This window comes from Mesorhizobium montanum (assembly GCF_033977145.1).
Classification (GTDB): domain Bacteria; phylum Pseudomonadota; class Alphaproteobacteria; order Rhizobiales; family Rhizobiaceae; genus Mesorhizobium; species Mesorhizobium montanum.
In genome coordinates, this window is the sequence record NZ_JAVIJF010000015.1 from 1 (window position 1) to 26204 (window position 26204).

Annotated in this window: 26 protein-coding genes; 10 read left to right on the forward strand and 16 right to left on the reverse strand. The window is 63.4% G+C overall.

Translation table 11 applies throughout. From position 1 onward, the window contains the following. Positions 1–370: 370 nt before the first annotated feature. From RFM68_RS20260 to RFM68_RS20280, 5 genes are all read left to right on the forward strand, one after another. Complete coding sequence (locus RFM68_RS20260; RefSeq protein ID WP_320234779.1) at positions 371–712, forward strand: antibiotic biosynthesis monooxygenase family protein; 342 nt, start codon at positions 371–373, stop codon at positions 710–712. Positions 713–1229: 517 nt separating this feature from the next. Further along, positions 1230–1943: a DMP19 family protein gene (locus tag RFM68_RS20265; protein ID WP_320234780.1), complete on the forward strand. Its 714-nt coding sequence runs from the start codon at positions 1230–1232 to the stop codon at positions 1941–1943. Beyond that, positions 1912–2349: a hypothetical protein gene (locus tag RFM68_RS20270; RefSeq protein WP_320234781.1), complete on the forward strand. Its 438-nt coding sequence runs from the start codon at positions 1912–1914 to the stop codon at positions 2347–2349. Before RFM68_RS20265 ends, RFM68_RS20270 begins: the two co-directional genes overlap by 32 nt. A 215-nt stretch (positions 2350–2564) precedes the next feature. After that, the gene (locus RFM68_RS20275) at positions 2565–3272 is read left to right on the forward strand and encodes a phosphatidylserine decarboxylase (protein ID WP_320234965.1); all 708 of its coding nucleotides are present in this window, start codon (positions 2565–2567) and stop codon (positions 3270–3272) included. Positions 3273–3275: 3 nt separating this feature from the next. Then, complete coding sequence (locus tag RFM68_RS20280; protein WP_430694895.1) at positions 3276–4091, forward strand: CDP-alcohol phosphatidyltransferase family protein; 816 nt, start codon at positions 3276–3278, stop codon at positions 4089–4091. Here the strand turns inward: RFM68_RS20280 and RFM68_RS20285 are convergent. The 3 genes from RFM68_RS20285 to RFM68_RS20295 all read right to left on the reverse strand — a co-directional run bounded on the left by RFM68_RS20285 (position 4088) and on the right by RFM68_RS20295 (position 7960). Then, a complete protein-coding gene (locus RFM68_RS20285; protein WP_320234782.1) occupies positions 4088–4681 on the reverse strand; it encodes a TetR/AcrR family transcriptional regulator in 594 nt (197 codons plus the stop codon). The two genes, RFM68_RS20280 and RFM68_RS20285, sit on opposite strands and share 4 nt — an antisense overlap. 105 nt (positions 4682–4786) lie before the next feature. Continuing rightward, positions 4787–5599, reverse strand: a complete 813-nt coding sequence (locus RFM68_RS20290; RefSeq protein WP_320234783.1) for an SDR family oxidoreductase — start codon at positions 5597–5599, stop codon at positions 4787–4789. 138 nt (positions 5600–5737) lie between these two features. Next, complete coding sequence (locus RFM68_RS20295) at positions 5738–7960, reverse strand: AMP-binding protein (protein WP_320234784.1); 2223 nt, start codon at positions 7958–7960, stop codon at positions 5738–5740. Positions 7961–8175: 215 nt separating this feature from the next. Here RFM68_RS20295 and RFM68_RS20300 point away from each other — a divergent pair, with 215 nt between their 5' ends. Next, positions 8176–8664 (forward strand): Xre family toxin-antitoxin system antitoxin, encoded by a 489-nt coding sequence (locus RFM68_RS20300; RefSeq protein WP_320234785.1) that lies wholly within the window; start codon positions 8176–8178, stop codon positions 8662–8664. Then, positions 8661–9164: an RES family NAD+ phosphorylase gene (locus RFM68_RS20305; protein WP_320234786.1), complete on the forward strand. Its 504-nt coding sequence runs from the start codon at positions 8661–8663 to the stop codon at positions 9162–9164. The genes RFM68_RS20300 and RFM68_RS20305 overlap by 4 nt, the downstream gene beginning before the upstream one ends. Positions 9165–9202: 38 nt before the next feature. On the opposite strand, the gene RFM68_RS20310 is transcribed toward RFM68_RS20305, so the two are convergent. Continuing rightward, positions 9203–9610: a tautomerase family protein gene (locus tag RFM68_RS20310; RefSeq protein ID WP_320234787.1), complete on the reverse strand. Its 408-nt coding sequence runs from the start codon at positions 9608–9610 to the stop codon at positions 9203–9205. A 111-nt stretch (positions 9611–9721) separates the two neighbouring features. Here RFM68_RS20310 and RFM68_RS20315 point away from each other — a divergent pair, with 111 nt between their 5' ends. Continuing rightward, positions 9722–10576: a LysR substrate-binding domain-containing protein gene (locus RFM68_RS20315; protein WP_320234788.1), complete on the forward strand. Its 855-nt coding sequence runs from the start codon at positions 9722–9724 to the stop codon at positions 10574–10576. A 179-nt stretch (positions 10577–10755) separates the two neighbouring features. On the opposite strand, the gene RFM68_RS20320 is transcribed toward RFM68_RS20315, so the two are convergent. Further along, complete coding sequence (locus tag RFM68_RS20320) at positions 10756–11658, reverse strand: DMT family transporter (protein ID WP_320234967.1); 903 nt, start codon at positions 11656–11658, stop codon at positions 10756–10758. Between the two features lie 55 nt (positions 11659–11713). Further along, positions 11714–12610, reverse strand: coding sequence for a DMT family transporter (locus RFM68_RS20325; RefSeq protein ID WP_320234789.1), 897 nt, complete (start codon positions 12608–12610; stop codon positions 11714–11716). A 171-nt stretch (positions 12611–12781) separates the two neighbouring features. On the opposite strand from RFM68_RS20325, the gene RFM68_RS20330 reads away from it, so the two are divergent. Next, a complete protein-coding gene (locus RFM68_RS20330; protein ID WP_320234790.1) occupies positions 12782–13762 on the forward strand; it encodes a hypothetical protein in 981 nt (326 codons plus the stop codon). A 28-nt stretch (positions 13763–13790) separates the two neighbouring features. On the opposite strand, the gene RFM68_RS20335 is transcribed toward RFM68_RS20330, so the two are convergent. Further along, positions 13791–15293, reverse strand: a complete 1503-nt coding sequence (locus RFM68_RS20335) for a S10 family peptidase (protein ID WP_320234791.1) — start codon at positions 15291–15293, stop codon at positions 13791–13793. 203 nt (positions 15294–15496) lie between these two features. On the opposite strand from RFM68_RS20335, the gene RFM68_RS20340 reads away from it, so the two are divergent. Then, positions 15497–16003, forward strand: coding sequence for an OsmC family protein (locus RFM68_RS20340; protein ID WP_320234792.1), 507 nt, complete (start codon positions 15497–15499; stop codon positions 16001–16003). Positions 16004–16146: 143 nt separating this feature from the next. On the opposite strand, the gene RFM68_RS20345 is transcribed toward RFM68_RS20340, so the two are convergent. The 9 genes from RFM68_RS20345 to RFM68_RS20385 all read right to left on the reverse strand — a co-directional run bounded on the left by RFM68_RS20345 (position 16147) and on the right by RFM68_RS20385 (position 26001). Further along, positions 16147–16371, reverse strand: coding sequence for a hypothetical protein (locus tag RFM68_RS20345; RefSeq protein ID WP_027165524.1), 225 nt, complete (start codon positions 16369–16371; stop codon positions 16147–16149). 119 nt (positions 16372–16490) lie between these two features. Next, positions 16491–17234 (reverse strand): SDR family NAD(P)-dependent oxidoreductase, encoded by a 744-nt coding sequence (locus tag RFM68_RS20350; RefSeq protein WP_320234793.1) that lies wholly within the window; start codon positions 17232–17234, stop codon positions 16491–16493. A 23-nt stretch (positions 17235–17257) separates the two neighbouring features. Then, positions 17258–18739 (reverse strand): amidophosphoribosyltransferase, encoded by a 1482-nt coding sequence (gene purF, locus RFM68_RS20355; RefSeq protein ID WP_320234794.1) that lies wholly within the window; start codon positions 18737–18739, stop codon positions 17258–17260. A gap of 101 nt (positions 18740–18840) precedes the next feature. Beyond that, positions 18841–19518 carry a CvpA family protein gene (locus RFM68_RS20360; protein ID WP_320234795.1) on the reverse strand — a complete coding sequence of 226 codons (678 nt, stop codon included), beginning with the start codon at positions 19516–19518 and terminating at the stop codon, positions 18841–18843. Between the two features lie 42 nt (positions 19519–19560). Further along, on the reverse strand, positions 19561–20964 hold the full coding sequence (gene radA / locus RFM68_RS20365; RefSeq protein ID WP_320234796.1) for a DNA repair protein RadA: 1404 nt from the start codon (positions 20962–20964) through the stop codon (positions 19561–19563). A 231-nt stretch (positions 20965–21195) separates the two neighbouring features. Then, positions 21196–22686 (reverse strand): replicative DNA helicase, encoded by a 1491-nt coding sequence (locus tag RFM68_RS20370; RefSeq protein ID WP_320234797.1) that lies wholly within the window; start codon positions 22684–22686, stop codon positions 21196–21198. A 599-nt stretch (positions 22687–23285) separates the two neighbouring features. Further along, positions 23286–24251, reverse strand: a complete 966-nt coding sequence (locus RFM68_RS20375; RefSeq protein ID WP_320234798.1) for a small ribosomal subunit Rsm22 family protein — start codon at positions 24249–24251, stop codon at positions 23286–23288. A gap of 71 nt (positions 24252–24322) precedes the next feature. Further along, positions 24323–24643 (reverse strand): YnfA family protein, encoded by a 321-nt coding sequence (locus RFM68_RS20380; RefSeq protein WP_320234799.1) that lies wholly within the window; start codon positions 24641–24643, stop codon positions 24323–24325. A 71-nt stretch (positions 24644–24714) separates the two neighbouring features. Then, on the reverse strand, positions 24715–26001 hold the full coding sequence (locus tag RFM68_RS20385) for a cyclopropane fatty acid synthase (RefSeq protein WP_320234800.1): 1287 nt from the start codon (positions 25999–26001) through the stop codon (positions 24715–24717). Positions 26002–26204: the final 203 nt, after the last annotated feature.

Sequence of the window (26204 nt, forward strand, 5' to 3'; positions counted from 1 at the left end):
GAAACCTCCCGAATCAACAATGGCAACTACAGAATCACATACGATTCCAGCCCTTCAACCCCCAACACAGCCAACGCGACATCCCCTTGACATCAAACACGAAGCAAATGTGTGCGCACGCTAGCCCCTTGTGGGAGAAGGTGGCCGAGCGAAGCTCGGCCGGATGAGGGGTGTTCCAGCTTGGCGCCTGCGGCAGATTTCCGGCGCCCCGCTCCGTCACGCACCCCTCATCCGTCTCGGCGCTGCGCGCCGTGTCCACCTTCTCCCACAAGGGGAGAAGGAGAGGGTGAAAATCCCTCTTGACCTCAACCTATGTTGAGCTTGCAAACCGTCTCTGAGCCTCCTGCCAAACAAAAAAATGGAGACGGAAATGAGCACCAAAAATCAGCGCAACGGCAGCGTGTTCCGGGTCGACAAATTCGTGGTGCCCGCGGCAGCGCGCGACGAAATCCTAGGCAAGGCCAGGATGACGCATGAACTGTTGCGCCAGCAGGAAGGCTTCGCGCAGGATTTCCTGCTCGAGCAGGTCTCCGGCCCGGGCGAGTTCAACATCGTGACCATGGTCGAGTGGGAAAGCCAGGCCGCCGTCGACAAGGTGGTGCCGATCGTCAAAGCTGCGCATGAGCGCATCGCCTTCAGCGCGCAGGAAACGATAGCGCGCCTCGGCGTCAAGGCCGATATCGCCAACTACCAGCGTTTGGCCGAACTGTAAGGGAAACCGACGCCAGGTGCCGACGCGCCTCGATGCCGAGCACCTGGCCGCTGCGGACCTCATGCATCATATGCTCGAAACCGCGCCACTCCGTTGCGATGATGAACAGCATCTTTCGCTCAGCGCGCCGACAGGCTCCGCATGGCAATTTCAGCTTTGCGTCGCTACGCTGAATTCCTCAAGAAGCCTCGATTGGCTTTTTTTGGAATGGTCACCAAATTATCCATAAGTCAGACATGGTGAAATAGGTTTCACGGTGCCTCTTATTCGCTCTTGTACATGATATTCTGCCCGATATAATCTGGTCATTCGGTATTGCTTTGATGTTGACAAGAAAGCCTCTGGAATGTTCGGAATTTTTACGCGGAGGAATAGGCTACAGCAGTCGACAGCGGTTTCGGCGGACCGCTCCGAACAGCCTACGACCCGCCCGTACGTGTCTTCAGTTATTGTCCCGTTTTCGGCAGTCGAACGCGCTGCTAAGGAGAACTACGTTGCTGGTCTCGTGACCGCGGTCATGGATTTCGTAAACACGATGCTTGATCAGGGCCTCTACGAAGATCACGAAATACCGGCATCGGCGAGGCAATTTTTTCACACATACCTATACGGCTTGGAAGTAACTAATGGCGGCCATAGCCAGTTTATCCGCAACTACCGTGGTGGGTTCGACAAAATTACCTCTGATGCACGTTTGGCTCTTGCTGGAATGCGAGCAACAAATCATTTGGCTGTTTTAGAGCAAATGGTTGCTTGGGTCAGCGAACATCCCAAAGAAGCGGAGGAACAAACTGGATTTGACGGTGGCCGTGCTAGTTTCCTTGATAGACTTGACGATCTTTTTCACGAGGAGGAAGACAGCGTCCCGCTGCTTGCGCGCGCTGTGGGTTGGATCGCCTCGTGGCCTGAACTGGAGATTGTCGACGATGGCGAATGCCAAGAGGCCATTCTCGACGTTGTAATGGCTAACCCTAGACGAGAGCCTCTGTTGCGTCACCGATCGGTGTTCCATCTGAAGGCAGTGATGACGAGTCGACTTCAAGTGGGTATCGGTCTTGCCTGTGCAGGCTTGCGGCAGCCCGAGGTGAAACTCGGGGTCGGCGAAGGAAGGATGTTGGACATAGACGGCGAGAAGCAGATGGCATTCCCTGTGGTAACCAATGCCGGCAGCGTGCTCTTGTGCGTAGTCACGCCAACGCATGCGGCTGCGTACCCAGTATCTTGCTGCTGATGGCACGGAGCCGCAACTCGACCTTGGACCGATCGACAGTATCGATGAGTTACTTGGCGAAGGTGCTCCTCGTGTCGGCCTGAAGCTGTCTCATGTCGGCGCTGATTCAATAGCGACCGTCATCAAATTGGCTGAAGTCTATCAGGCACCGGCAGCCCTGGACCTCCTTTTGCGTAGGGCCGAAATAGATACGGCAGGAGCAGTTGCCGCGCCATCGATGCTGATTCCGAGAGAGGGAGGATCGGTCGTCAGTTGGACAGTTGCTGCTGGCGGTAGACTACTGTTTTTGGTATCCGCCCCCAACGGAAGCATGCTCTTAAGTTCGGCCGAAGATCCGCTGGCGGACGCCCATAGGCTTGAGATCGAAGAACATTTTACACGCGCCGAAGCCGATGGTGCCAACTAATCTGGGCTGGTCGTCTCGATTGTGCCGCGCTACTTTTCCCCGTCGAGCGGCAGTGTGCCATTGCGTGGCAAAGACGATGAAGGGCTCGCTGAAGCCATGATGCCTGAACCCGCCGAGTATTTTTATCGCTACGCTGCGGCGGGTTAAGCCTCTCCCTATTGTTGCGTTGCGGCGAGGGGGGCTTTCCGCTATTGAGGCGCAACGTGAAACAGCCCTTGAGCCCTATGACGCTTCTCGACTCGGTCAAGAATACGTTCGTTCCGATCCATCGCGAAGGCTATCCCTTCATCGCCGCCTTCGCCGCGGCAACGCTGTTTCTCGGCTATTTCTCATCGATCCTGTTCTGGATCGGCCTGATCCTCACCGCATGGTGCATCTATTTCTACCGCGATCCCGAGCGTGTCACTCCGGTCGACGACCGGCTGGTGGTGAGCCCGGCCGATGGCGTGATTTCGGCGGTCGGCCCTGCCGTGCCGCCGAGCGAGCTTGGTCTCGGCTCGGACGAGATGACCCGCATTTCGGTGTTCATGAACGTGTTTTCCTGCCACATCAACCGCGCCCCGGTGCGCGGCCGGATCACGCGCATCGAGCATAAGCCAGGAAAATTCCTCAATGCAGAGCTCGACAAGGCAAGCGCCGAGAACGAGCGCAACGGCCTCGTCATCGACAGCCCCAACGGCACGATTGCCGCCGTGCAGATCGCCGGGCTGGTGGCGCGGCGCATCGTCTGCTGGGCCGAGGCCGGCGGTTCGATCGCCATCGGCGAACGCTTCGGCCTGATCCGCTTCGGCTCGCGCGTCGACGTCTTCCTGCCGTCGAACGCCGTGCCGCGCGTCGCGGTCGGCCAGACGGCGGTCGGCGGCGAGACCGTGCTTGCCGAATTCGGCGGCACGGCGGTCACGCCATTGGTCAGGATTTCCTGAGCGTTGGGCGCGCCGTTCAAAAAATTCGAGGCCCATGCCAGCGGCGGTCCGCGCATCCGCGAGATCCCGATGCGCATGGTGCTGCCCAATCTGGTCACCGTGCTTGCCATCTGCGCCGGCCTTTCGGGCATCCGCTTCGCCTTCGAGAGCCGCTTCGAGATCGCGGTGGTCATGGTGCTGCTTGCCGCCTTCCTCGACGGCATCGACGGGCGGCTGGCGCGCATGCTGAAGGCCACCTCGAAATTCGGCGCGCAGATGGATTCTCTGGCCGACATCGTCAATTTCGGCGTGGCGCCGGCCCTGGTGCTCTACGCCTTCCTGCTCGACCGCGCCGGCTCGCCCGGCTGGATCGCGGCACTTCTGTTCACCATCGCCTGCGGCATGCGGCTTGCCCGCTTCAACGTGCTGGCCGACGACACCGACCAGCCCGCATGGCAGACCGAATATTTCGTCGGCGTGCCGGCCCCGGCCGGCGCGGTGCTGGTCATGCTGCCGCTCTATCTCTATTTCCTGCGGCTCGGGCTGGAGCCCACCAGGCCGGCCGCCTTCGTCGCCACCGGCTTCACCGTGCTCATCGCTTTCCTTCTGGTCAGCCGTCTGCCGGTCTATTCGGGCAAAAGCGTCAAGGTGCCGGGCGACAGGGTGCTACCGGTCATCCTCGGCGTGGTGCTCTACATCCTCTTGTTGATGACCTACCCCTGGTACACGCTGACCGCCTCGGTCGCCGGCTATCTGCTCTTCCTGCCGTTCAGCGTGCGCGCCTATTCCAAGCGCGCCCGGCTGGAAGGGGAGAAGGTGCCGCCTTCGGATATCGGCTAAGGTCGAAGTCCGCGCAGCAGCAAATCGCTCCAGGCCGACTCGAACCGTTCGTCGCTGATGTCGATCGCGCGCTCACCCCAGATAGCTTCGAAGACTCGAAACATCGCGACGCTGCCAACGATGACAGCTGCGACAGCCTCGCTGTCGTGCGCGCGCAGTTCGCCGCGCCGCTGGTGATCCCGCAGCCATTCGGCGACGGCGAGATAGGTGCGTTGCATGACCTCGCTGCGCGCCGAAGCCTTCAGTTCCGGGAAGTGCTCAAGGTCGCGCCACAAGATCCTGAGCACGTCGCGGTTGATGCCGAGCTTTTCCAGCATGCTCTCCACCAGCCGCCGCGTCTCCTGGTCGATTGGAAGCGTCGTCTCGCCAAGCTCGGCCCGCCCTTCCCGTGCCGTGCCGACGAACTGGTCGATCGCCGCGGCAAGCAGCGCTTCCTTCGAGGGGAAATGCTTATAGAGCGCACCTGAACCGCGCGACAGCCCGGCGGCTTCCTGAATGTCGGGAACGCTCGTGCGGTCGTAGCCGCGCTCGGCGAACAGGCGGATCGCCTCGCGCAGAATGCGCTCACGTCCGGTTGATGGCGGTTTCATGCAGTTCCTGTATCATGTGATCTTGGCCGGCCCGGATTCGCGACCGACAATAACATTCCCGCGCCAAATCGAAGATCGTTCCCAGCGACGAGGTGGCGAACACGATCAGGACAGAACCCTCGCGAAAGGCTCACCTTGCTCAGATAGCCACGCCCTCCAGGTCCTTTCGCCAAGCCGCTCGCCGGTTTCGACCAGACCGAGGGCCAAGCTCATCTTGCGGCTGACGGGCAGCGGCAGGATGAGACGCTTGAGGCCGAGCGCATCGCGATATTGCCGCGCCAGGGTCGGGAAGGGCAGCACCTCGGGCCCACCGATCTCCGGGCGCATGCCGCGTTCCCCGTCGCTGACCGCCTCGGCCAGGTAGCTTGCGACATCGCGCGTATCGACAGGATTTGAGGGCGAGGTCGGCAGCGGCCAAACCGGCAGCCATCTTAAGCCGGCCAGCATCTGGCCCAGGAGATAATAGAAAGGCGTCGCGCGAATGACCGACCATGAAAGCGGCGACTCCTGCACCAGCCGTTCACCGGCCAGTTTCACGCGGCTGTAGGGCAGGGTGCTATGGGCGAGGCCGACGATCGACACGAAAATAAAGTGCGAGATGCCGGCGCGCTGCGATGCGGCGAGAAGATGCTTCGTGCCTTCGACATCGACAGCGGATGGGCTGGAAAAGAAATCGACGATCCTCATGCCACGCCTGGCGATCGGTGACAGCGTCGCTGCGTGGATGACCGTGTCGACGCCACGGAGTGCGTTCTCCAGACCGACCCCGCTTACCAGATCTCCAATCACCCACTCAACGGACCTGTCTGCTTGGCCCTTCCTCGCCAGCAGCCTGACATCGTAGCCTGAAACCGTCAGGGCCGGCACGAGATCGCGCCCGAGGTGTCCTGTGCCACCGGTGACGAGGATTTTTGCCACAGCCTCTTCCTCACGTTCCGTTCGCGTGGGTGAGTAAATAATCACTCACCCACGATTGTCTATCGCGCCGGCATGCGGCATGAGCGCACGGCAAGGGCCGTGCCGGTTAAGGCGGATCGAAGATCAGCAAGCGGCGGATTATGCCGCCACGCTCAGCCCCAACTTGTCGATCGCCAGCTTGCGCGCCGAGATATAATCCGTCTTGCCGGAGCCCAGCACCGGGATCTCGTCGACCTTGACGATGTCGTTGGGCACCATCAATTCGGCCGCGCCGGCCTTCTTGCCGAACTGGCGCAGCTCCTCCGGATTGGCGTCGCCGGCGGTGGTGACCAGCACGATGCGCTCGCCGCGCCTCTTGTCCGGCACCGCCACCGCCGCGTGGCGCTCTTCCGGCCACAGCGACTGCACCAGCATCTCGACGGCGCCCAGCGACACCATCTCGCCGGCGATCTTGGCGAAGCGTTTTGCCCGGCCGCGGATGGTGATGAAGCCCTCGCGATCGATCGAGACGATGTCGCCGGTATCGTGCCAGCCTTCCAGCGACTGCAATTCGCCCGGGCGGTCGGCGGTTATGTAGCCCATCATCATGTTCGGCCCGTCGAGCCACAGCCGGCCGCCCTCGGCGATTCCTTCGACCGGTTCCAGCTTCATGCGGATCGCCGGCAGCGGCCGGCCGACGGTGCCGTCGCGGTTGTGGATGGCGGTGTTCACCGCCACCACGGGTGCCGCCTCTGTCAGGCCGAAGCCCTCGACGATCGAGGCCTGGAAGCGGTCGCGATAGGTGCGCCGCGTCTCAGGCTTCACAGCTTCGGCGCCGGCCACGACGAAGCGCAGGCTGGAGAAGTCGCCGTCCTTGGCGGTGCGGGCGTAGTTGGCAAGGAACGTGTCGGTGCCGAACATCACGGTCGGCTTCACCTTGCGGGCGATCTCCGGGATGATCTTGTAGTGCAGCGGCGAGGGGTAGAGGAACAACTTTATACCTAGTACCAGCGGCAGGATGGTGCCGCCGGTCAGGCCGAAGGAATGGAACACCGGCAGCACGTTGAGCAGGATGTCGGCCGGCGAGACCGAGACGCGCGCCTCGGCCTGCATGACATTGGCAAGCAGGTTGCGGTTCGACAGGACAACCGCCTTCGGCGTGCCTTCCGAGCCGGAGGTGAACAGGATCACCGCCGGTTTGCCCGCCTGCTGCCGCTGCAGCGGAAAGCGCCACAAGAGCGCGGCGGCGACCTTGTCCAGGGTCGTCACGCTGGCGCGCACGTCCTCCAGCCACAGCATCTTGCCGCCACCAGCCTCGACCGCGGCGACAATGTCGTCGATGCCCGCCTTTTCGATGAAGGCGCGGGATGAAACAACCGTCCTGATGACGGCGGTGCGGATCGCCGCGGTCACGCTGGCCGGGCCGGCGGTGTAGTTGACCATCGCTGCCACGCGCCCCGCGGAGATCAGGCCGACGAAGGACAGCACCACGCCATTGGCGTTGGGCAAAAGCACGCCGACCGCTTCGCCCGGCGCCGTCACTGTCTCGAAATGGCGGCCGAGCACGCGCGCGCCGATGAACAGCTTGCGGTAGGAGAGCGAACCCGAAATCACATCCTCGATGATCGGATGCGAGGGGCCGACACGATCAGCCGCATCGCGCATGGCGAGGAACAGGCCGCGGTCGAGATTGGTGCCGTAGAGCCGCGCCTCGGCGAAACGGTCGAACAGCGCGTTGGTGTTGGAGGCCATGTCGGGGTTGCGCGCAACCAGCTCGGCAATGGTCATCGGCTCCAGGACGCTCACCGACAGGCGTGGGAACCAGTGGCGCGGCGCCTTGTCGGCCGGCGTCAGCGACACCGGCAGGTCGCGCGAGCCTGCAACGAAGATCGGCACAATGCGCGCGTCGGCCTGCATGGCGATGCGGGTGATGGCGCGAAACAGCCGGAACGATTTGACATCCGGCTCGACATTGTCGGGCAGATAGACGGCGAGCCGTCCCTTGCCCTTCAGCACGCGCACCAGCCGGCGGCTGACGAAGACGTGCTCGGCATTGAAGGCGATGGTGCGGGCGAGTTCGCGCCACGGCTCCAGCCAGGGCGAGCGCGCCGAAGCGTCGTCCAGAATGTGCAGGGTATCGTCGGGAAGCAGCGACAGCATCAGCGCCGGCTCGATGCGCGACTGGTGCGAGACCACATAGATGACCGGCGTCTTGGCGCTTCGGGCAATGCGGATGCGGTTGTCGGCGATGCGGTAGGCGAGCTTGAACGGCACGTAGAGCAGTGCCTGGGTGAAACGCAGGTCGAGCCGGAATCGTTCGATCGTTGCGATCAGAAGCCAGGCAAAGACAAGGCCCGCCAGCAGCGCCAGGGTCAGGATCATGCCGCTCTCTCCCAGTCTCCTCCAGCGCGGCTCTAGAGCGGCCGCTTCGGTGGCAGAGGGTAGCGGAAGTCGGGGGAAGGTCAATGCGGGGGTGCACGACCGATTGGCGCTTCGATTTTACGCTAGCGCAGCGATGAGCCCAAAAGATCGGTGCCATGACTTGAAAGATTGCGACACGTGTCGTAAATAAAGTGACACATGACGGAGAAATGGGCATGGCTAATTTCCCAACAGGGTTTGCTGAAGCACCACGCATGGAGCCGGAGTTCGAACGACTGGTCGACCTGTTCGGCGGGCCGAAAGTTCTTGGATTTTCCGTGTCCAGTCCGCTCGAGGCCCATGAAATGATTCTGCATGGAATTCCAGGCCAGGCCTTGGAAAGCCTTGTCAGGCACCTGACCATCATTGATCCTGCCGATGCGTTCGAGACGGCCCTCGGAATGAGCGAGCGGACATTCCAGCGGCATAAATCGGATCACTCCCGGACCCTCAATAGGGAGCAAGGCTCCAGAACCTGGAATTTCGCCAGGATTCTCACGAAGGCCACGTCGGTTCTTGGAACCCAGGAGGAGGCTGAGAAATGGATGATTGAGCCCGCGATGGGCTTGGACAACCGGCGGCCGATCGATCTGCTGGCCACGGCGGCGGGTACAATACTTGTCCAAGAGTTTCTTGAGCGGCTCGACTATGGTGTCTACGCGTGACGCCCCTGCCTGGTTCTCTTGGAACGGGAGACGTCGTCGGCTGGAGACTTGACCACAAACGTTTCCAGGCAACGTGGGACAGCGGTGAGGGAGCCTTCAAACTCGGGGGAAGGTGGAACAGCAAAGGTTTCAGGGCCGTGTACGCGTCCATTGACCCATCGACCGCCATTCTCGAGGTGGCGGTCCACAAGGGATTTCGCACGCTTGATACTGTTCCTCACGTGCTGACGGCATTCGAAATCACCGATCCGTCAAAGCTTCATGTGGTAGGAGTTGGTGATGTTCCGAACGCCAACTGGCTGCGTCCGGGCATTCCCGGTGCGGGACAACAGCAATTTGGCGACAGTGTACTTGCCAAGCATCCGTTCTTTCTAATTCCCAGCGCGGTATCCCAGCATAGCTGGAACCTCGTGTTCGATCCTGGCCGAGCGAGCAGCCTTTGCAGGCTGCACCTCCAGGAGGATTTCGCGCTCGATACAAGGCTTCATCCTCCAGCGTGATGGCCGTCGGGTCGTAGCGGGCGAAGGAGTAAGATGCCCTACGCCGCCTTCAGCCTGCCGCTGATGAACCGGAACTCCTGCGACTTGCCGCCATAGCCATAGGCCGCGGCCGGCACTTCATGCACCAAGGCATAACTCTCCTCATGCACGCCGTTGAGCAGCCGGCCGAATGCCTCGAAGATAGCCTTGAGATAGGCCTCCAGCTCGAGCTTGGTGTTGGTGCCGTCGACGACCTTGATGTCCAGCCAGAACGTGTTGGCCCCGTGCTCGGCAAGCGACTTGCCGCCGGCGAACCAGTGCTGCGGATCGATGTAGTTGACCACGACCGCGGTGATGGTCGGATCCTTGCGTAACTGCGCGGCGGTGATCTCGGTGATGTCCTTGGCGATCGCGGCGGCCAGCTTGGCATCGGGCTTGCCGGTGACACTGATAGTGATGATCGGCATTTTTCTCTCCTTCGGTTTGGCGTCTTGCGCCTTCGATGCGAGGACCGTGCCACCGTCATAATATCAAAAAAATCGAATTGTTTTTGATAATTACTTCAATACTATCGAAGTATGGAAACGCTAGATCCTGATCTCCTGAAGACTTTCCTCGCCTTCGTCGACGGTGGCTCGCTCGCCAAGGCTGCATCCACCGTTGGCCGCACGCCGTCGGCGGTGACCGCGCAGATGCAGCGGCTGGAGGAGATCGTTGGCGAGCCCTTGCTCACGCCGCAGGGCAGGGGCCGCGGGCTGACGCCGGCCGGCGAGGACCTTGTCGGCCATGCGCGGCGCATCCTTGCCGTCCACACCGAGGCCTGGCTGGCGCTGAAAGGCGCGCGCGCCGGCGGGCGCGTCGCCATCGGCACGACGCAGGACTTTGCCGATCGCGGCCTGCCCGACCTGTTGCGCGCCTTCGCCATCAGTCATCCGCGTGTCAGGATCGAACTGCGCGTCGGCCGCTCGCTGGAACTCGGGTCGGCGTTGCAGGCAGGCCAACTCGACCTCGCGATCACCATGCGTCATGCCGCATCGCCGGATGAAGCGGCCCTGATCAGCGAGCCGATGCTGTGGCTCTGCTCGGAAAAAGGGTTGGCGACGCGGCAGGAAGCGGTGCCGCTGGCGCTGCTCGACCCCTATTGCGGTTTCAGGGAGGCCGCGCTCGATGTGCTCGACGCCGCCGGCCGCCGCTATCGCATCGCCGCCGGCAGCGCCAGCCTTGCCGGCCTGCGCACCGCGGTCAATGCCGGCATCGCACTGACGCCGCGCACCCGGCGTTTCGCCCATTCCGGCATCGTGGAAGCGTCTCCCGATTTCGACCTGCCGTCACTGCCGGTGGCCGATTTCGCCATTCGGATCAGCCGGGAGGCCGCCCGCCCGGCGCGGGATCTGGCGGAATTGCTCGGCGCTGGCCTGGCATTGCCGTCCTGAACGGAAACCGCGGCGCCCTCAAGAATTCCCCGAACATGGAATCCCAAAGAAAAAGCCGACCTTTTGCGGGTCGGCTTCTAGTCGGACGGGTCGAGGGGTTTGGGGGGACTTGGGGGGTGACCCGTCGATCCAATAATGTATCACGCGAACGATGGTTCCGTGACTCAGCAAAAATAATTTTACGAACGCGCCGATTTGGCCTTCAGCCAGTCGCGCCCGGCATGGGCAAACACCGCACAAAGCACGATGGCGCCGCCGAGAACGCTGGCCATTGGCGGGACTTCGCCGAGGAACAGCAGGGCAAACAGGATGGCGAAGGGCACTTCGGCTGAACCGAGCAGGCCGGCCTCGGCTGAAGGAATGAGCCTCGAGCCCTCCGTCCACAGGATCGAGGCCATGGCGAAGGAGCAGCCGAATGCGGCAAGCAGCGCCACGTCGCGGGCCGAGACGGCCAGCGGATCAGTGACGAACCAGCCGAGCACGAAGAGCAGGAAGGCCGAGACCGCGCCGGCCCAGACGACAGGCGAATCGCGGAAAGCACGAACCATGATCATGTAGAGCGCGCTGCCGGTGGTCATCAGCAGCGCCAGCCCGTCGCCGAACAGATGGCCGTTGCCGAGGCCGGCGCTCACCAAGATGGCGACGCCGCAAAGCGAAACGGCGGCCGCAACCATCGTCTGCAGCCGGAATTTTTCCCGCACCAAAAGGAAGGCGAGCAGCGCCGCGATGAAGGGCGACGTCGCGTAGATGACCGCGACATTGGCGACATAGGTGAATTTGAAGGCCGAGATGAAGGCGATGCTGGCGGCCGCGCCCTCGACCGCAAGCAGCCAGCCGCGCCAGCCGAGCCTGAGGCTCTCGCTCCTGCCCGAACGGCGCCGACGCCACAGCACGTAGAAGGTAATCAGGATCGACCCGAAGAAGCCTCGCCAGCAGGTGATGGTCAGCGGATCGGCGTGGATCGACTTGGTCAGCACGCCGGTCAGCGCGAAGGCGATTGCCGATGCCGACACGAGGATAATGCCGAGCGTGCGCTCGGCAGCCACGTCCGCGGCGGCGGCAGGCGCAAGCTTTTCGGGCATGTCGAGCGTATTCGTCATGGCGCCAGCCTATTGGGTTGCTCCTGACAGCCTTCTGTCATGAGGCCTGGTCCCGCGCGCGGAAATGCTCGTTCCCGACAATGAGCAGGCCGGCGCCGATGATCAGCGCCGCGCCCACGAACACCTCGCTGCGCGGCACGTCGCCCCAGATGGCGAAGCCCAGCGCGAAGGCCCAGATCAGCGAGGTGTATTCGAACGGCGCCACGATCGACACCGGTGCGCGCTTCATGCCTTCGAACAGCATGTATTGCGCCACGCCGCCGAGCGCGCCGACGCTGATGAGCAGCAGCAGCTGCAACCCGTCGGGCATATGCCACCAGATCACCGCCGGCACTGCCGAGAAAAGCAGGAAATAGAAATTGTTGAGCACCAGCTGGATCATCGTGCGCTCCTGCATGGCGGTCTTGCGCAGCAGCACCACGGCAATGCCCCAGAGCACCGCGGCGGCCAGCACCAGCAGCACCGGCAGCGAGAGGCCGAGGCGCGCCGGATCGCAGGCGATGAAGACGCCGACGAAGCCGATGAACACGGCAATCCAGCGTAAGAGCGGCACTTTCTCGCCCAGCATCAGCACCGAAAGCACGGTGACGATGATCGGCGCGGCGTAATAGATGGTGGTGAGTTCGGCCAGCTGCAGCGAGCGGGCGGCGTTGTAGTAGCAAAGCCAAGCGGCGAGCGTGAAGGCGCTGCGCGCCAGCATCGGCCGCACGATCGGCGAGTCAATCGTATCGGCAAAAAGCCTTTGACCGCCGATCGCGCCGCAGGCGGCGAGCACGGTGATCGAGCGGACGAACATAATCTGCCAGACGGTCATGCCGGCGACCAAAAGTTTGATCGAGGCATCCTGCGCTGAAAACAGGAAATAGGCGGCGGCCGTGAACAGGATGCCGGCCAGCACCCTTTCGCGGCTTTCAAGGACGACGACATCGGCCATGGTATCAGCTCGGCTTGTGTGAAAGGCGATCCGGGCCCAATCGGATACGCTCTTCAGCTATACGGGCGAATGCCTGCTTGGTGCTACTCCAGCCGAACGCTTGCGTTGGGGCAGCTCAGCAAGAACAAACACTCATTGCAGGGAACGCACGCTGCAGTAAGAATTACGATTATGAACAAACCTATCGGATTTCGTGTTCGACTTCGTGTGCGGATCGGAAAGCCTCTCACAACTGATGAGCTCAGTCGATCAGTTGCGCTCTCAGGGCAAGAAGTAACGATTAGATCTCAACAAAAAGATCAGCCGTTGTCACAAGCGACGTGGATTGTTTTGTCCGCCAGCGGATTCGCAACAGAAGAGGAGGCCAAAAATTTTGGCGCTCGGCTAAGATTGCTCGTGGAGATAGCGGCCCTCAGTTCTCGCTTGGGGACAGATGTAGGAGCGGACTTCCCTACTTCTTGGGTAAATGAGGAGTTTGCCCGGTCGATAGGCTTACTTCAGCCGGATGAACGACTCGCACCAGACATTCATGGTCTTTTGATCATACCCGACGATGATAAGACCCGTATCCCAACCATGGAAATGAAGGCCCAGGTCACGGCCGATCCGGCCCATTTGCTTGGCGCACTGAGGGAGCTTGCAGAAACACTCCCGACGACCATCACGGCAGTCACTCAAGGAGTGCGAGTGCTAAATCTCGCACTAATGAGCTCTCAACCTCTCGCTCAGATCGTTCTAGCCTTTTCTGCAGTTGAAGCACTTGGCCAAGATGAGACTTGGACAAAGGCGCAGACAGCTTTGATCGAGAAGCTTGCTGAACAAACAGAAAAAGACGCAAGTGAAAATGATTTAGAGAGCTTGGAGGTGGCTGATGCGTTGCGCCGAAGTCTTCATCGGATCGGGCTACGACAAGGGGTCGTGCGCGTTTTAACACGAACAAAATTAGATGAATTGAAGAAAGAATGGGACTATCTATACGGTATTCGTAGTGGACTGTTTCATGGTACGCTCGCAATAGACGATCATAGGATCAGTAAATTGGCTGTAGATGCTGTAACGCTATGCGGCAGGGTTATTCTAAAGGTATTAGAGCAAGAGGGTGTCAAGGTGCCGAAAGTTGCAAGCCTGCATTTTGGCAAGTTTGATATCTAACGTAGCTGCGCAATGCAGATCATCGGGCCTATTGCGTCGCCTGGTAGAGCTCCGATGCCGCGTCCTTCAGCGCGCGCCGTCCGTCCGGCCGCAGATACATCATATGGCCTCCGTCGACGACGTCGAGCCGGATCGGCTTGGCGTCGGATAGCGCGGGAACCTGGTTCACCAGATAGCGCGAGGCCAGATAGGGCGTGACGAGGTCGGTGTAGCCGTTGACGATGACGACGCCGAGGGCAGGGTTGAGCGAGCGCGCCCGCTGCAGGTCGTTCATCACGCCGGCATAGCCCTGGCCCGAGGTGCCGTAATCCCAGTTGCGGCTGATCTCGCCATTGAGCAGCCGGTAGCTGACATCGGTGCGGTAGTTCAATTCGTCACGGGCATAGGCGACGAAGGCGGAGGTGAGAACCGGAACGCTGCGGTCGAGCACCGGATCGGGACCGGCGTCATGCGCGCTTTGCGGCGCGATGTCGGCGGTGCCGATCATGGCGTCATAAGGGCTGAGCACCTTGCCCTTGGCGCGCTGGAATTCCTTGGCGAAAAGCCCGATGGGGATGCGGGCGAAATTGCGTTGAACGAGCTCGAGCGGCAGGCCGGTGATCTCCGAAACGCGCCCGCTGGCCAGCTTGCCGCCTTGATCGAGCCCGGTGTTCAACGCCGTCAGGTAGTCGCCGAGCGCGTAATGCTCGACCTCGGCCAGCCTGTCGCGCAGCGCGTCACCGGTCACGCCGTCGCCCTTCAGCCTCGTCGCCGCCAGGGAAGGCAGCTCGAGCGCCCAGTGCAGCTGGTCGAACTGGTCGGGCCGCACCAGCATGAACTCCAGCGCCGGCGAGATCAGCACGATGCCGCTGGGGCTCAGGCCGACATCCTCCTGCAGCGTTCGGGCAAGCAGCGCCGCGCGAAACCCGCCATAGCTCTCGCCGGCGAGGAACAGCGGCGATCCGGTGCGGCCGTTCTGCGCCAGATAGAGCCGGATGAAGGCGCCGACCGAACTGGCGTCCGCGTCCACGCTCCAGAATTCCTTGGGTTCATGCCCCGGCGCTTCGCGGCTGTAGCCGGTGCCGACCGGATCGACGAAGACGAGATCGCTCATGTCGAGCCAGCTGTCGGGATTGTCGATGAGCTTTTGCGGCGGCCGCAGGAACTCGCCGTCGGCGGCGGTCTCGACGATGCGCGGCCCGATCGCGCCGAGATGCAGGTAAGCCGACGCCGCCCCTGGCCCGCCGTTGAAGACGAAGGTGATCGGACGCTCCTTCGCCGGGGCGGGCGACTGCTGCGTGTAGGCGACATAAAAAATCTCGGCCGTTACCTCGCCCTTGCCGGACAGAAGCGACAGCGTGCCGGCCTTGGCCTGGTAATCCAGCTTGCGCCCGCCAAGCGTGATGGAATGCTCGGTCACCTGCGGCGGCGGCAACAGCGACAGCACGCCGCCGGCCGGCGGCGGCCGTTCCGGTGTTTCGGCGAAGGCCGGCTGCGTGAAGGCGGCGAGCGCCAGGAGGAGGAGAGGGACTAGCTTCAACTTGGACCGCATGATGCCTCCGCTGGAACGACCTCCGCAAAGGTATGGCCGGAGCGGCCGAAGTCAAAGGACTTCTGGACTTAGGTTTCCTCGCCCCCGCCAAAGGCGGGGGAGAGGTGGCCGCGAAGTGACCTCTCCCACTGTCGCGGGGCGAGGAACCCGAGCTGGAATAATATGCTATCAACCACCAGAGACCGATCGAAAGGATCAAGACCATGGACGCGACCGCACTGAAGGCGATGCAGGCACCGCTGAAGGACGCTTATCGCGACGATGCCGCGCGGGCGCTGATCACGCTGAGAGCCTGCGGAACGCTCGACGACCAGTCCATCGCCTGCAAGGTGGAAACCGGCAGGGCGCTTGCGGTCGCCGGCCTTCATCCGGCCACGGGCGGCTCGGGCCTCGAGCTGTGCTCCGGCGATATGCTGCTGGAGGCGCTGGTCGCTTGCGCCGGCGTCACGCTGAAAGCGGTGGCGACGGCGCTGGAGTTCAAGCTGGGCAACGCCACGGTCGAGGCCGAGGGCGACCTCGATTTTCGCGGCACGCTCGGCGTCGCCCGGGATGCGCCGGTCGGTTTCCGCGAAATAAGGCTGAAATTCGGCCTCGACACCGACGAGCCGCAGGAGCGCATCGATTCGCTCATCAAGCTCACCGAGCGCTACTGCGTTGTGTTCCAGACGATCAGCAACAAGCCGGCGCTGTCGGTGAGCGCGCAGCGCTGAAGCGCGACGCCCCCTCATCCGGCCGCTACGCGGCCACCTCCCCGGTGGGGAGAAGAGGTTGGCGTCGGCGCTGACAGCATCCTCTCCCCAGCTGGGGAGAGGTCAGCCGAGCGAAGCGGAGGCTGGGTGAGGGGGAGTGTTACCTACTGCGCCGAGGGCGTCTCGGCGTCCCCTTCGTCGGTAAAGGGCGAGGCGCTCGGCACGCATTGCACGGCCCAGCCCTGTGGGGTCGGCTGCTTTTGATATTCGGTGACGGCGTTGGTGCACTGTTCGCGGGTGTCGAAGGTACTGGGCAGCACCACCATGCCGCCCTGCGGGCCGGCAATCACCAGATACCAGACCAACGCTACGCTGGGAGTAGCAGCCATGGGAGTTCCTCGCTTTGCTCAAATGTCGGAGTCGGATCGATCCTAGCAACTCCCGTCAGCCGGCGAAAGCAGGGCAATGGGACACGCTTCCGCGGCGCCGTTCACAGACCCGTGAACGATTATTCGGGCTGCCGGTAGGCGACGAAGCGGTTGTGCTTGGCCTGGAAGATCAGGCCCGTCTCCTTCAATTCCGGGCTTGCCAGGGGCACGATGCGCCTGGCGATCTCGGACGGGTGCGGCAGCGTCTCCGGATCCTCGCCGGGCATGGCCTGCGCGCGCATCGCCGTGCGGGTGGCACCGGGATCGGCGGCATTGACCCTCAGCGCCAGGGTCTCGGTCTCATGCGCCCAGGAGCGCATCATCGTCTCGACAGCGGCCTTCGAAGCGGCATAGGGCGCCCAGAAGGCGCGCGCCGAGTGCGCCGCGTTGGACGACAGGATGATGGCGCGGCCGGCGTCGGAGAGCCTGAGCAGCGGGTCGACCGAACGTATCAGGCGCCAGGTCGAGGTGACGTTGATGGTCATCACCTTCTCGAAGGTCTTGGCCTCGACATGGCCGATCGGCGAGATCACGCCGAGCACGCCGGCATTGGCAACCAGGATATCGAGCTTGCCCCAGCGCTCGTGGATGGCGCCGCCCAGCCGGTCGATGCCGGCCATGTCGGCAAGATCGAGCGGCACCAGCGTCGCTTGTCCACGGCCATCGGCCTTGATCTGGTCGTCCAGTTCTTCAAGTCCGCCGACGGTGCGCGCCACCGCCACCACATGCGCGCCGGCCGCCGCCAGCTCCCTGGCGATGAAATAGCCGATGCCGCGCGAGGCGCCGGTAACGACCGCCACGCGGCCGGAAAGGTCGAGGGTCATGCTGGATTTCCGTGAAGTGCGCCTTATGCCCCGCCGCTCGCCAGCAGCGACAGTGTGCGCACATTGTCGTGGCCTTCGAAGTCGAGCAGGCGGGTGGGGTATTGGCCGGTGAAGCAGGCATCGCAGAATTGCGGCTGGTCGTTGTCGCGGCCCGCTTCGCCGACGGCGCGGTAGAGCCCGTCGATCGACAGGAAGCCGAGCGAATCGACGCGGATGAATTCGGCCATTTCCTCGACCGACATGCGCGATGCCAGAAGCTTCGACTTCTCAGGCGTGTCGACGCCGTAGAAGCACGACGCGCTGGTCGGCGGCGAGGCGATGCGCATATGCACTTCCCTGGCGCCGGCGTCGCGCACCATCTGCACGATCTTCTGGCTGGTGGTGCCGCGCACGATCGAATCGTCGACCAGCACCACGCGCTTGCCCTCGATCATGCGGCGGTTGGCATTGTGCTTGAGCTTGACGCCCATGTGGCGGATGGAATCGCCCGGCTGGATGAAGGTGCGCCCGACATAATGGTTGCGGATGATGCCGAGCTCGAAGGGAATGCCGGCGGCCTGGGAAAAGCCGATCGCGGCCGGCGTGCCGGAATCCGGAACCGGCACCACGATGTCGGCCTCGACCGGGCTTTCCTGCGCGAGCTCCGCGCCGATACGCTTGCGCACTTCGTAGACGTTGCGGCCTTCGACCGAGGAATCCGGCCGCGCGAAGTACACATATTCGAAGATGCAGAAGCGGGTCTTCTGCGGTTCGAACGGGAACAGGCTCTCGATGCCCTTGGCCGTGACCACGACCATTTCGCCGGGTTTCAGGTCGCGCACGAAGCGGGCGCCGATGATGTCGAGCGCACAGGTTTCGGAAGCGAGGATCCAGGCGCCGTCGAGGTCGCCGAGCACCAGCGGACGGATGCCGAGCGGGTCGCGGCAGCCGATCATCTTCTTTGCCGTCATCGCCACCAGCGAGAAGGCACCCTCGACCTGGCGCACCGCGTCGATGAAGCGCGAATTCAGATCGCGCTCCTTGCTGGTCGCGACCAGGTGCAGCAGCGTTTCGGTGTCGGAGGTCGAGGAGAAGATCGCGCCCTGCTTCTGCAGCGCCCGCTGCACTGTCATGGCGTTGGTCAGGTTGCCGTTGTGGGCGACGGCAAAGCCGCCATCGGCGAGTTCGGCGAAGAAAGGCTGGATGTTGCGAATGCCGGCGCCGCCTGTGGTGGCGTAGCGCGTGTGGCCGATGGCGCGATTGCCCTGCAGGCTGTCGATGACGCGCTGCTTGGTGAAGGTGTCGCCGATCAGGCCGACATGGCGCTCGACATGGAACTGGGTGCCGTCATAGGAGACGATGCCGGCCGCTTCCTGGCCGCGATGCTGAAGTGCGTGCAGGCCGAGTGTGACGATGGCCGCGGCGTCCTGCCGGCCGAAGATGCCGAACACGCCGCATTCGTCGTGGAAGTGATCGTCGGCCTCGGCGGAAAGGACTTCGCCTGCGTCTGCCGTTGAGTCTGCCATCTGGTGCTCAAGCTCCGCTAAAGTTGCCATATAAGGCGATCGCTCGCCGAACGCAACGCGCGCTTTCTTGCATTCACAACCGGCACCAGGCCTGCCCGCAATCAGTTTGCCGGCGCTGGAGCAGGAGCGGGCGCAGGAGTCGCTGGAGCCGGCTCGTTGTCGGCCGGGGCACCGCCCTCGCTGTCGTCGGGCGCCGGCGCATTGTCGTCGCCTGCCGGCGGCTCGGCCGCGGGCTGGTCGGTCGTGGCCGGCGCGCCGGCCTGCGGTGTGCCCTTGTGCGTATATTTGTTGACCAGTTCCTCGGTGTTTTCCGGCAGCACGCTTTCGAGCTTGGCGCCGATCGTCTCGAGCAGCGGCCGCGACTTGGCGTTGGCGATCCAGGCAGGCGCCTTGGCGCCGGCCAGCCAGTTGAAGAACATAAGTGCCACCGCGACCACCAGAATGCCGCGCGCCGCGCCGTAGAGGAAGCCGAGCGTGCGGTCGAGCGCGCCGATGCGCGAATCGATGATCCAGTCGGCGAGCTTCATGGTGATGACGGAGACCACGATCAGCGCGATGAGGAAGACGACGCCCGCGGAAGCCGCCATCGCGATCTTGTCGTTGTCGACATAGGGCTGAACGTAAGGCAGGACCGGTTTGTAGAAGAAGAACGCCGCTGCCGCCGCCGCTGCCCAGGAAACCACCGACAGCACTTCGCGGGAGAAGCCGCGCACCATGGCGAGCATTGCTGAGACCAGGGTGAAGCCGACGAGGATTCCGTCAAGCAGCGTAATCGGCATGGTTCTCGCCCCACTTCCTGTCTTACGGCCCGACGAGCCGCGTCACTCCCCGTCGTCGGCGCGCCCGCGCCGTGAGCCGGCTATGCGCGCCACAAGGTCGGCAAGCTCGGTGGGCTGGAACGCGCCGGCCCCGATCCCCCCGGCAACTTCCTCGCTGCCGAGCGGCAGCACCGCGCTTCCAAAACCCAGCTTTTCGGCTTCTTTGAGGCGCTGCTGCGCATGCGCAACCGGCCTCACCGCGCCCGATAGGCTGATTTCGCCGAAATAGACGCAATCGGCGGGAAGGGCAAGACCGGTGAGCGAGGAAACCAGCGCGGCGGCGACCGCGAGATCGGCCGCCGGTTCAGAGATCCGGTAGCCGCCGGCGACATTGAGATAGACGTCGTGCTGGCCGAAGCGCACGCCGCAATGTGCTTCCAGCACGGCGAGCACCATCGACAGCCGCGCGCCGTCCCAGCCGACCACGGCGCGGCGCGGCGTGCCGAGCGAGGAAGGCGCGACCAGCGCCTGGATCTCGACCAGCACCGGCCTGGTGCCTTCCATGCCGGCAAAAACCGCGGCGCCCGGCGATTTCGCGTGGCGTTCGCCGAGGAACAGCTCGGACGGATTGGAGACCTCCCGCAGGCCCTTGTCCGACATTTCGAAGACGCCGATCTCATCGGTCGGCCCGAAACGGTTCTTCACCGTGCGCAGGATGCGGAAGTGATGATTGCCTTCGCCTTCGAAGTAGAGCACGCCGTCGACCATGTGCTCGACCACGCGCGGTCCAGCGATCTGGCCCTCCTTGGTGACATGACCGACAAGCACGATCGCGGCACCTGTGGATTTCGCGTAGCGGATCATCGCCTGGGCGGCGGCGCGCACCTGGGTGACGGTGCCTGGCGCCGAATCGGCAAGGTCGGTCCACAGCGTCTGGATGGAATCGAGGATGACGAGGTCCGGCCGCTTGCCGTCGGCGATGGTTGCGAGGATGTCCTCGACATTGGTCTCGGCGGCGAGCTCCACCGGCGTCCCGGCGACGCCGAGGCGCTGCGCCCTCAGCCTGATCTGCGCCACCGCTTCCTCACCCGAGACATAGACGATGCGATGGCCTTTCGAGGCAAGTGCCGCCGCCGCCTGTGTCAGCAGCGTCGACTTGCCGATGCCGGGATCGCCGCCGACCAGAAGTGCGGAGCCGCGCACGAAGCCGCCGCCGGTGGCGCGGTCGAGCTCGCCGATGCCCGACACGATGCGCGGCGCATCCTCGATGTCGCCCGACAGGCTGGTGAGCACCACGGCGCGGCCCTTGCGGGCGTTTCGCGTGTTGGCCGGCCCCGAGCCGATGCCGCCGGACGTGCCTTCCTCGACCAGCGTATTCCACTCGCCGCAGGCGTCGCATTTGCCGGCCCAGCGCTGATGCACCGACCCGCAATTCTGGCAGATGAACTGAACGCGCGATTTGGCCATTAGCGTTGCGCCAATCGCGAATTTTCGAAGGCCTGCGTTCCCGCCCACCCCCCTCTGTCCTGCCGGACATCTCCCCCGCAAGGGGTGAGATTGGCTGTCATCGCGGCCTTCGCCAATCGCCAACGCTGCAGGAAGAGCGCCGTCGGTGAAATTGCTGATCTCCCCCCTTGCGGGGGAGATGGCCGGCAGGCCAGAGGGGGGTGTGACGGAGCGCTAAGGTCGGCCAAAAAGCTACTCAAACCTCTCCGGCAAATGATGCTCTTCCGCCAGATCCGAGAAGCGCGTGAACTCGCCGTGGAAGGCGAGGCTGACCGAGCCGGTCGGTCCGTGGCGCTGCTTGGCCACGATGCACTCGGCCTTGCCGCGCGCCTCGTTCATCTCGTTTTCCCATTTGATGTATTCGTCGGTGCCGAGCTTCGGCTCGCGGTTCTTGAGGTAGTATTCCTCGCGATAGACGAACAGCACCACGTCGGCGTCCTGCTCGATGGAGCCGGATTCGCGCAGGTCGGAAAGCTGCGGGCGCTTGTCGTCCCGGCTTTCGACCTGGCGCGACAGCTGCGACAGCGCGATGATCGGCACCGCGAGCTCCTTGGCTAAAGCTTTCAAGCCCGTGGTGATCTCGGTGATTTCCTGCACGCGGTTCTGCGAGGCGCGCGCGCTCGAGCCCTGCATCAGCTGGATATAGTCGATGACGATGAGATCGAGGCCGCGCTGCCGCTTCAGCCGCCTCGCTCGGGCCGAGAGCTGGGCAATCGAGATGCCGCCGGTCTGGTCGATGAATAGCGGGATCTTCTGCATCGTCTGAGAGCAGGCGACGAGTTTTTCGAAATCCATCTCGGTGATCTCGCCGCGGCGGATCTTCGAGGATGAAATTTCGGTCTGCTCGGAAATGATGCGGGTGGCGAGCTGCTCCGACGACATTTCGAGCGAGAAGAAACCGACGACACCGCCATTGGCGGCCTTGAACGAACCATCGGCCTGCTGCGCCGGTCGATAGGCTTCGGCGATGTTGAACGCGATGTTGGTGGCCAGGGAAGTCTTGCCCATGCCCGGGCGCCCGGCAAGCACGATCAGGTCGGATGGCTGCAGGCCGCCCATGCGGCGGTCGAGGTCGCGCAGGCCGGTGGCGATGCCGGACAGATGGCCGTCGCGCATATAGGCGGCATTGGCCATGTCGACGGCGGTCTTCACCGCATCGTTGAAGCTTTCGAAACCGCCATCATAGCGGCCGGTTTCGGCCAGCTCGAACAGCCGCCGCTCGGCGTCCTCGATCTGGTCGGAAGGCGACATGTCGACCGGCGCGTCATAGGCGATGTTGACCATGTCCTCGCCGACGGTGATCAGCGCGCGGCGCGTGGCGAGGTCGTAGATCGCTCGCCCATAGTCGGTGGCGTTGACGACGGTGACAGCCTCGACCGCCAGCCGCACGACATATTGCGCCACCGTCATCTCGCCGACCTTCTCGTCGGCCGGCAGGAAGGTCTTCAGCGTGATCGGCGTCGCGATCTTGCCCATGCGGATGAGCTCTGCCGCGACCTCGAAGATGCGGCGATGCAGCGGCTCGTGGAAATGCGCCGGCTTCAAAAAGTCCGAGACACGGTAGAAGGCGTCATTGTTGACGAGGATGGCGCCGAGCAACGCCTGCTCGGCCTCGATGTTGTTCGGTGCCTCGCGATAAAGCGGCGTTTCCGCCGCGCCGAATTTTCGTGCCGCCTCTGCCATGATGTCCCCGATTTCGATCCCGCCTTCCTCGATATCAGAACGAGACGGATCGGGTGCTGACCTTTCTGCATCACTGTGCGGCCAACCGACCTGTGATTCAGGTTGTTCACAGGAACGGCAAACCGTCCACAGGACAGTATTCCGGTGGCCCGATTCCGGTTGACTCAGCAAGGGGCGATTCTTATGCGCAAGCCTGGAACAAAGCAAGAACAATTTTGGCGGCAAGATGGTATGGGAGGCGCTCCTACCGGGCGGCCAGTAATTCGTTTCGCGTTAGCCGTCGCTGACCTTTGCGATTGGCCGAAAACGCTCGTCATGTCGTCATTCTATGGCGGAGCAAGGAGCGAAGCGACGAGCGCAGACCATAGAATCCATGCCGTTACCTATGAGCGTTGCAGCGGTTCAGAACGAGCTCCGTTCTGCACCGCCTTACCCCTCGCTCAACGTCACGGAATGGATCCTCGGGTCTGCGCCTCCGCTTCGCTCCCGCTCCGCCCGTGTATGACGAAGTTTCGGGCGCTTCGGCTAATCTCCAAGGCAAGCGAGCTGCCGACGCCGCGACCTTTCTCGACGCTGACGTCGTCGTGACATGCGGCGGCCTATCCCAGCGCATCGCCCCAGTCCGCCCGCCGGGCTGCCTTGAAGACATCGCCGTCGCGCTTGCTGAACAGTTCCTCGCCGGCGCTGCCGTCCGGCCGGCAGAGTTTCAGCACCACCTTGCCGGAACCGCCCTTCGGCGGCGCGATCACCCGTGCCGGGCGCGCCGGCGCCGGCTGCCGGGAAGCGGCGAGGTAGATGAACTTCTCGTCCTCCCATGGCACCTCTGCCTCCTTGACCAGACGATGCAGGCGCGAACGGGCGACGCGGCGCGCGAAATGGCACCAGTCGGGCGGCGTGAGCGGGCAGGGCGCCGCGTGCGGGCAGGGCGCCAGAACATGCGCGCCGGCCCCGATCAGTTGCCGCCGCGCGGCAAGGATGCGCTGCCAGCCGGCGGGCTTGCCGGGCTCGACGATGATGAGCGTGTCGGCCGTAAGCCGCCAGAGGCGGTCGATGAGTTTCGGCAGCGATGCCGGCACGATCTCGTCCAGCACATAGGCGGCGCTGACCAGGTCTGCGGGCTCGATGCCGCCAAGATCGATGGTCGCGTCGCCGGCCACCCAGTCGGTGCGCGCCGCGGTGGCGCCTTCCGCCAGCGACTGCCCGGCCTTGCGCACGGCAGCGCTTGCCTCGACCAGAACCGCGCGCTCGAGCTCGGGCCAGGCGTCAGTCGCGGCCCAAAGCATGGTGCCGGGTCCGGCGCCGATATCGAGCAGGCTCGCCGGCCGGAAATCGGAGCGGGCCTCGGTCAACGCCTCGAGGCTGGCGCGCACGGCGGCATAGGTGGCGGGCAGCCTCGTCGCCAGATAGGCCTTGACCGCCATCTCCTCGCCCATATGCAGCCGGCCGTCGCGCAGCTCGGCGCGGTAGCGTTCGGAAAGCGTCTTCGCGGCCTGTTTCAGGGCCGGTAGCGGCACCTTTTCCAGCAGGCTTTCGACGCCGCGCCGCAATTGTGCGGGGAGTTCCATCGGTCAGGTTCCCTTAGAATCAAAGAGGTAGAGCATGATGTCGTCCGAAAGCCGCTTCACACTTTTCGGCATCATCCTCTGGGCGCAAGCAGGATGACGGAGGCACCGATGATGCAGAGCGCAGCCCCTGCCAGATCCCAGCGGTCGGGCCGCACGCCTTCAACCAGCCACAGCCAGCCGAGCGAGGCGGCGATGTAGATGCCGCCGTAAGCGGCGTAGGCGCGGCCCGCCGCATTCGTGTCGACCAGCGACAGCAGGAAGGCAAACAGCGCCAGCGAGGCGAGACCGGGCACAAGCCAGAGCGGCGACTTCTCCAGCCGCCACCATGCCCAGAACGAGAAACAGCCGGCGATCTCGGCAAGGGCGGCTGCGATATAGATGAGGTAGGTCATGAAAAGGTCTCGCGAACGAGACCTTTTTCGTGGCGCCGGGCCGTAATGGCAAGCGGCAATCGACGCCGATTCTATTCCACCTTCTTGCGGCGGGTCGGCTTGGCGCGGGCCGGCGCCGCCGGCTCCCGGTGGCCTATATCGCGCAGCTCCAGCGCCTTCTCGCATTTGGCAATATAGTCCCGCGTCGTCGGCAGTGTGTCGTTCTTCTTGGCGATCTGGAACTGGAAGATCACCAGGTCCTGCCAGCGGAAGGCGGCCTCCGAGGCGGCGAGATAGAATTCCCACATCCTGCAGAAGCGCTCGTCATAGATCGCCTTGGCCTTGTCGCGGTTGGCGGCGAAGCGCTCGCCCCAATGCTTGAGCGTGTCGGCGTAATGCAGCCGCAGAATTTCGATGTCGGTGACGACGAGACCCGACTTCTCTATCGCCGGCATCACTTCGGAAAGAGCCGGAACGTAGCCGCCGGGGAAGATGTATTTGCGGATGAAGGCGCTGGTCGCCCACGGCACGCCGGAGCGGCCGATGGTGTGGAGCAGCATCACGCCGTCCGGCTTGAGCAGCGTCGCCGCCTTGTCGAAGAAGGTGCGGTAGTGGTTGACGCCGACATGCTCGAACATGCCGACGGAGACGATGCGGTCGAAGCGCTCATTGAGGGCGCGGTAGTCCTTGATGTCGAAATGCACGCGATCCTGCAGGCCCATGGCATGCGCCCGATCGGTTGAGACGCCGTGCTGCTCGGTCGACAGCGTCACGCCCTGCACGTCGACGTCGAAGGCCTTGGCGAGATAGAGGCCAAGTCCACCCCAGCCGGAGCCGATGTCGAGCACCGTCTGGCCTGCCTTGAGCCGGAGCTTGGCGGCGATGTGGCGCTTCTTGGCGAGCTGCGCTTCATCAAGCGTCATGTCGGGCTGTTCGAAATAGGCGCAGGAATACTGCATGTCCTCGTCGAGGAAGAGCTTGTAGAGCTCGCCGGACAGGTCGTAATGGCGCTGCACGTTGCGGCGCGAGCGCGCGGCGGTGTTGACCTGCTGCAGCCGGCGGAAGGCGTGACGCAGGCCCTCGATCGCCTTCGACCAGGTCACGTCGATGCCGCTCGAGCCCATGTTCTGGAAGGCGATGCGCATCAGCCCGAGAACGCCGCCCTCGATGACGTCCAACTCGCCGTCCATATAAGCCTCAGGCACCGCCAGCATCGGATCGAAGCTGATGGCGCGCTCGGCATGCATGGTCTTGATGTGGATATGCACCGGCTCGCCGCTGCCGTCGCCGAACTTGTGCGTCGTGCCCTTGGGGCCGGTCACCTTGAGGCTGCCGACCCGCACCAGGCGCTCGAGAACGTGTTTCAACAAGATATTCATGACCAAATGTCCCCTCAGACGGACCACCCGGCAGCCGGATCGGTATGCCAAATCAAAAGTGCCACAGCGCATCGCCCGCGTCCAATCGACGCGCCACGCTGTAATCTGCACAAGATATGGGGACTCGAAAAGTTCCATTTGGCACAAAAAAGCCCGGGTCGGAGACCCGGGCGTTGGTCCAGAAATTCTGGAAGCCTGTAAAC

Coding starts and splice junctions, on each gene's coding strand:
- RFM68_RS20375 (WP_320234798.1), bottom strand. CDS start 24,251: ATGGAACTCCCCGCACAATTGCGGCGCGGCGTCGAAAGCCTGCTGGAA.
- RFM68_RS20345 (WP_027165524.1), bottom strand. CDS start 16,371: ATGGCTGCTACTCCCAGCGTAGCGTTGGTCTGGTATCTGGTGATTGCC.
- RFM68_RS20325 (WP_320234789.1), bottom strand. CDS start 12,610: ATGGCCGATGTCGTCGTCCTTGAAAGCCGCGAAAGGGTGCTGGCCGGC.
- RFM68_RS20330 (WP_320234790.1), top strand. CDS start 12,782: ATGAACAAACCTATCGGATTTCGTGTTCGACTTCGTGTGCGGATCGGA.
- RFM68_RS20340 (WP_320234792.1), top strand. CDS start 15,497: ATGGACGCGACCGCACTGAAGGCGATGCAGGCACCGCTGAAGGACGCT.
- radA (WP_320234796.1), bottom strand. CDS start 20,964: ATGGCCAAATCGCGCGTTCAGTTCATCTGCCAGAATTGCGGGTCGGTG.
- RFM68_RS20320 (WP_320234967.1), bottom strand. CDS start 11,658: ATGCCCGAAAAGCTTGCGCCTGCCGCCGCCGCGGACGTGGCTGCCGAG.
- RFM68_RS20300 (WP_320234785.1), top strand. CDS start 8,176: ATGGCTAATTTCCCAACAGGGTTTGCTGAAGCACCACGCATGGAGCCG.
- RFM68_RS20350 (WP_320234793.1), bottom strand. CDS start 17,234: ATGACCCTCGACCTTTCCGGCCGCGTGGCGGTCGTTACCGGCGCCTCG.
- purF (WP_320234794.1), bottom strand. CDS start 18,739: ATGGCAGACTCAACGGCAGACGCAGGCGAAGTCCTTTCCGCCGAGGCC.
- RFM68_RS20295 (WP_320234784.1), bottom strand. CDS start 7,960: ATGATCCTGACCCTGGCGCTGCTGGCGGGCCTTGTCTTTGCCTGGCTT.
- RFM68_RS20310 (WP_320234787.1), bottom strand. CDS start 9,610: ATGCCGATCATCACTATCAGTGTCACCGGCAAGCCCGATGCCAAGCTG.
- RFM68_RS20335 (WP_320234791.1), bottom strand. CDS start 15,293: ATGCGGTCCAAGTTGAAGCTAGTCCCTCTCCTCCTCCTGGCGCTCGCC.
- RFM68_RS20385 (WP_320234800.1), bottom strand. CDS start 26,001: ATGAATATCTTGTTGAAACACGTTCTCGAGCGCCTGGTGCGGGTCGGC.
- RFM68_RS20270 (WP_320234781.1), top strand. CDS start 1,912: ATGCGGCTGCGTACCCAGTATCTTGCTGCTGATGGCACGGAGCCGCAA.
- RFM68_RS20315 (WP_320234788.1), top strand. CDS start 9,722: ATGGAAACGCTAGATCCTGATCTCCTGAAGACTTTCCTCGCCTTCGTC.
- RFM68_RS20360 (WP_320234795.1), bottom strand. CDS start 19,518: ATGCCGATTACGCTGCTTGACGGAATCCTCGTCGGCTTCACCCTGGTC.
- RFM68_RS20370 (WP_320234797.1), bottom strand. CDS start 22,686: ATGGCAGAGGCGGCACGAAAATTCGGCGCGGCGGAAACGCCGCTTTAT.
- RFM68_RS20260 (WP_320234779.1), top strand. CDS start 371: ATGAGCACCAAAAATCAGCGCAACGGCAGCGTGTTCCGGGTCGACAAA.
- RFM68_RS20285 (WP_320234782.1), bottom strand. CDS start 4,681: ATGAAACCGCCATCAACCGGACGTGAGCGCATTCTGCGCGAGGCGATC.
- RFM68_RS20265 (WP_320234780.1), top strand. CDS start 1,230: ATGGATTTCGTAAACACGATGCTTGATCAGGGCCTCTACGAAGATCAC.
- RFM68_RS20380 (WP_320234799.1), bottom strand. CDS start 24,643: ATGACCTACCTCATCTATATCGCAGCCGCCCTTGCCGAGATCGCCGGC.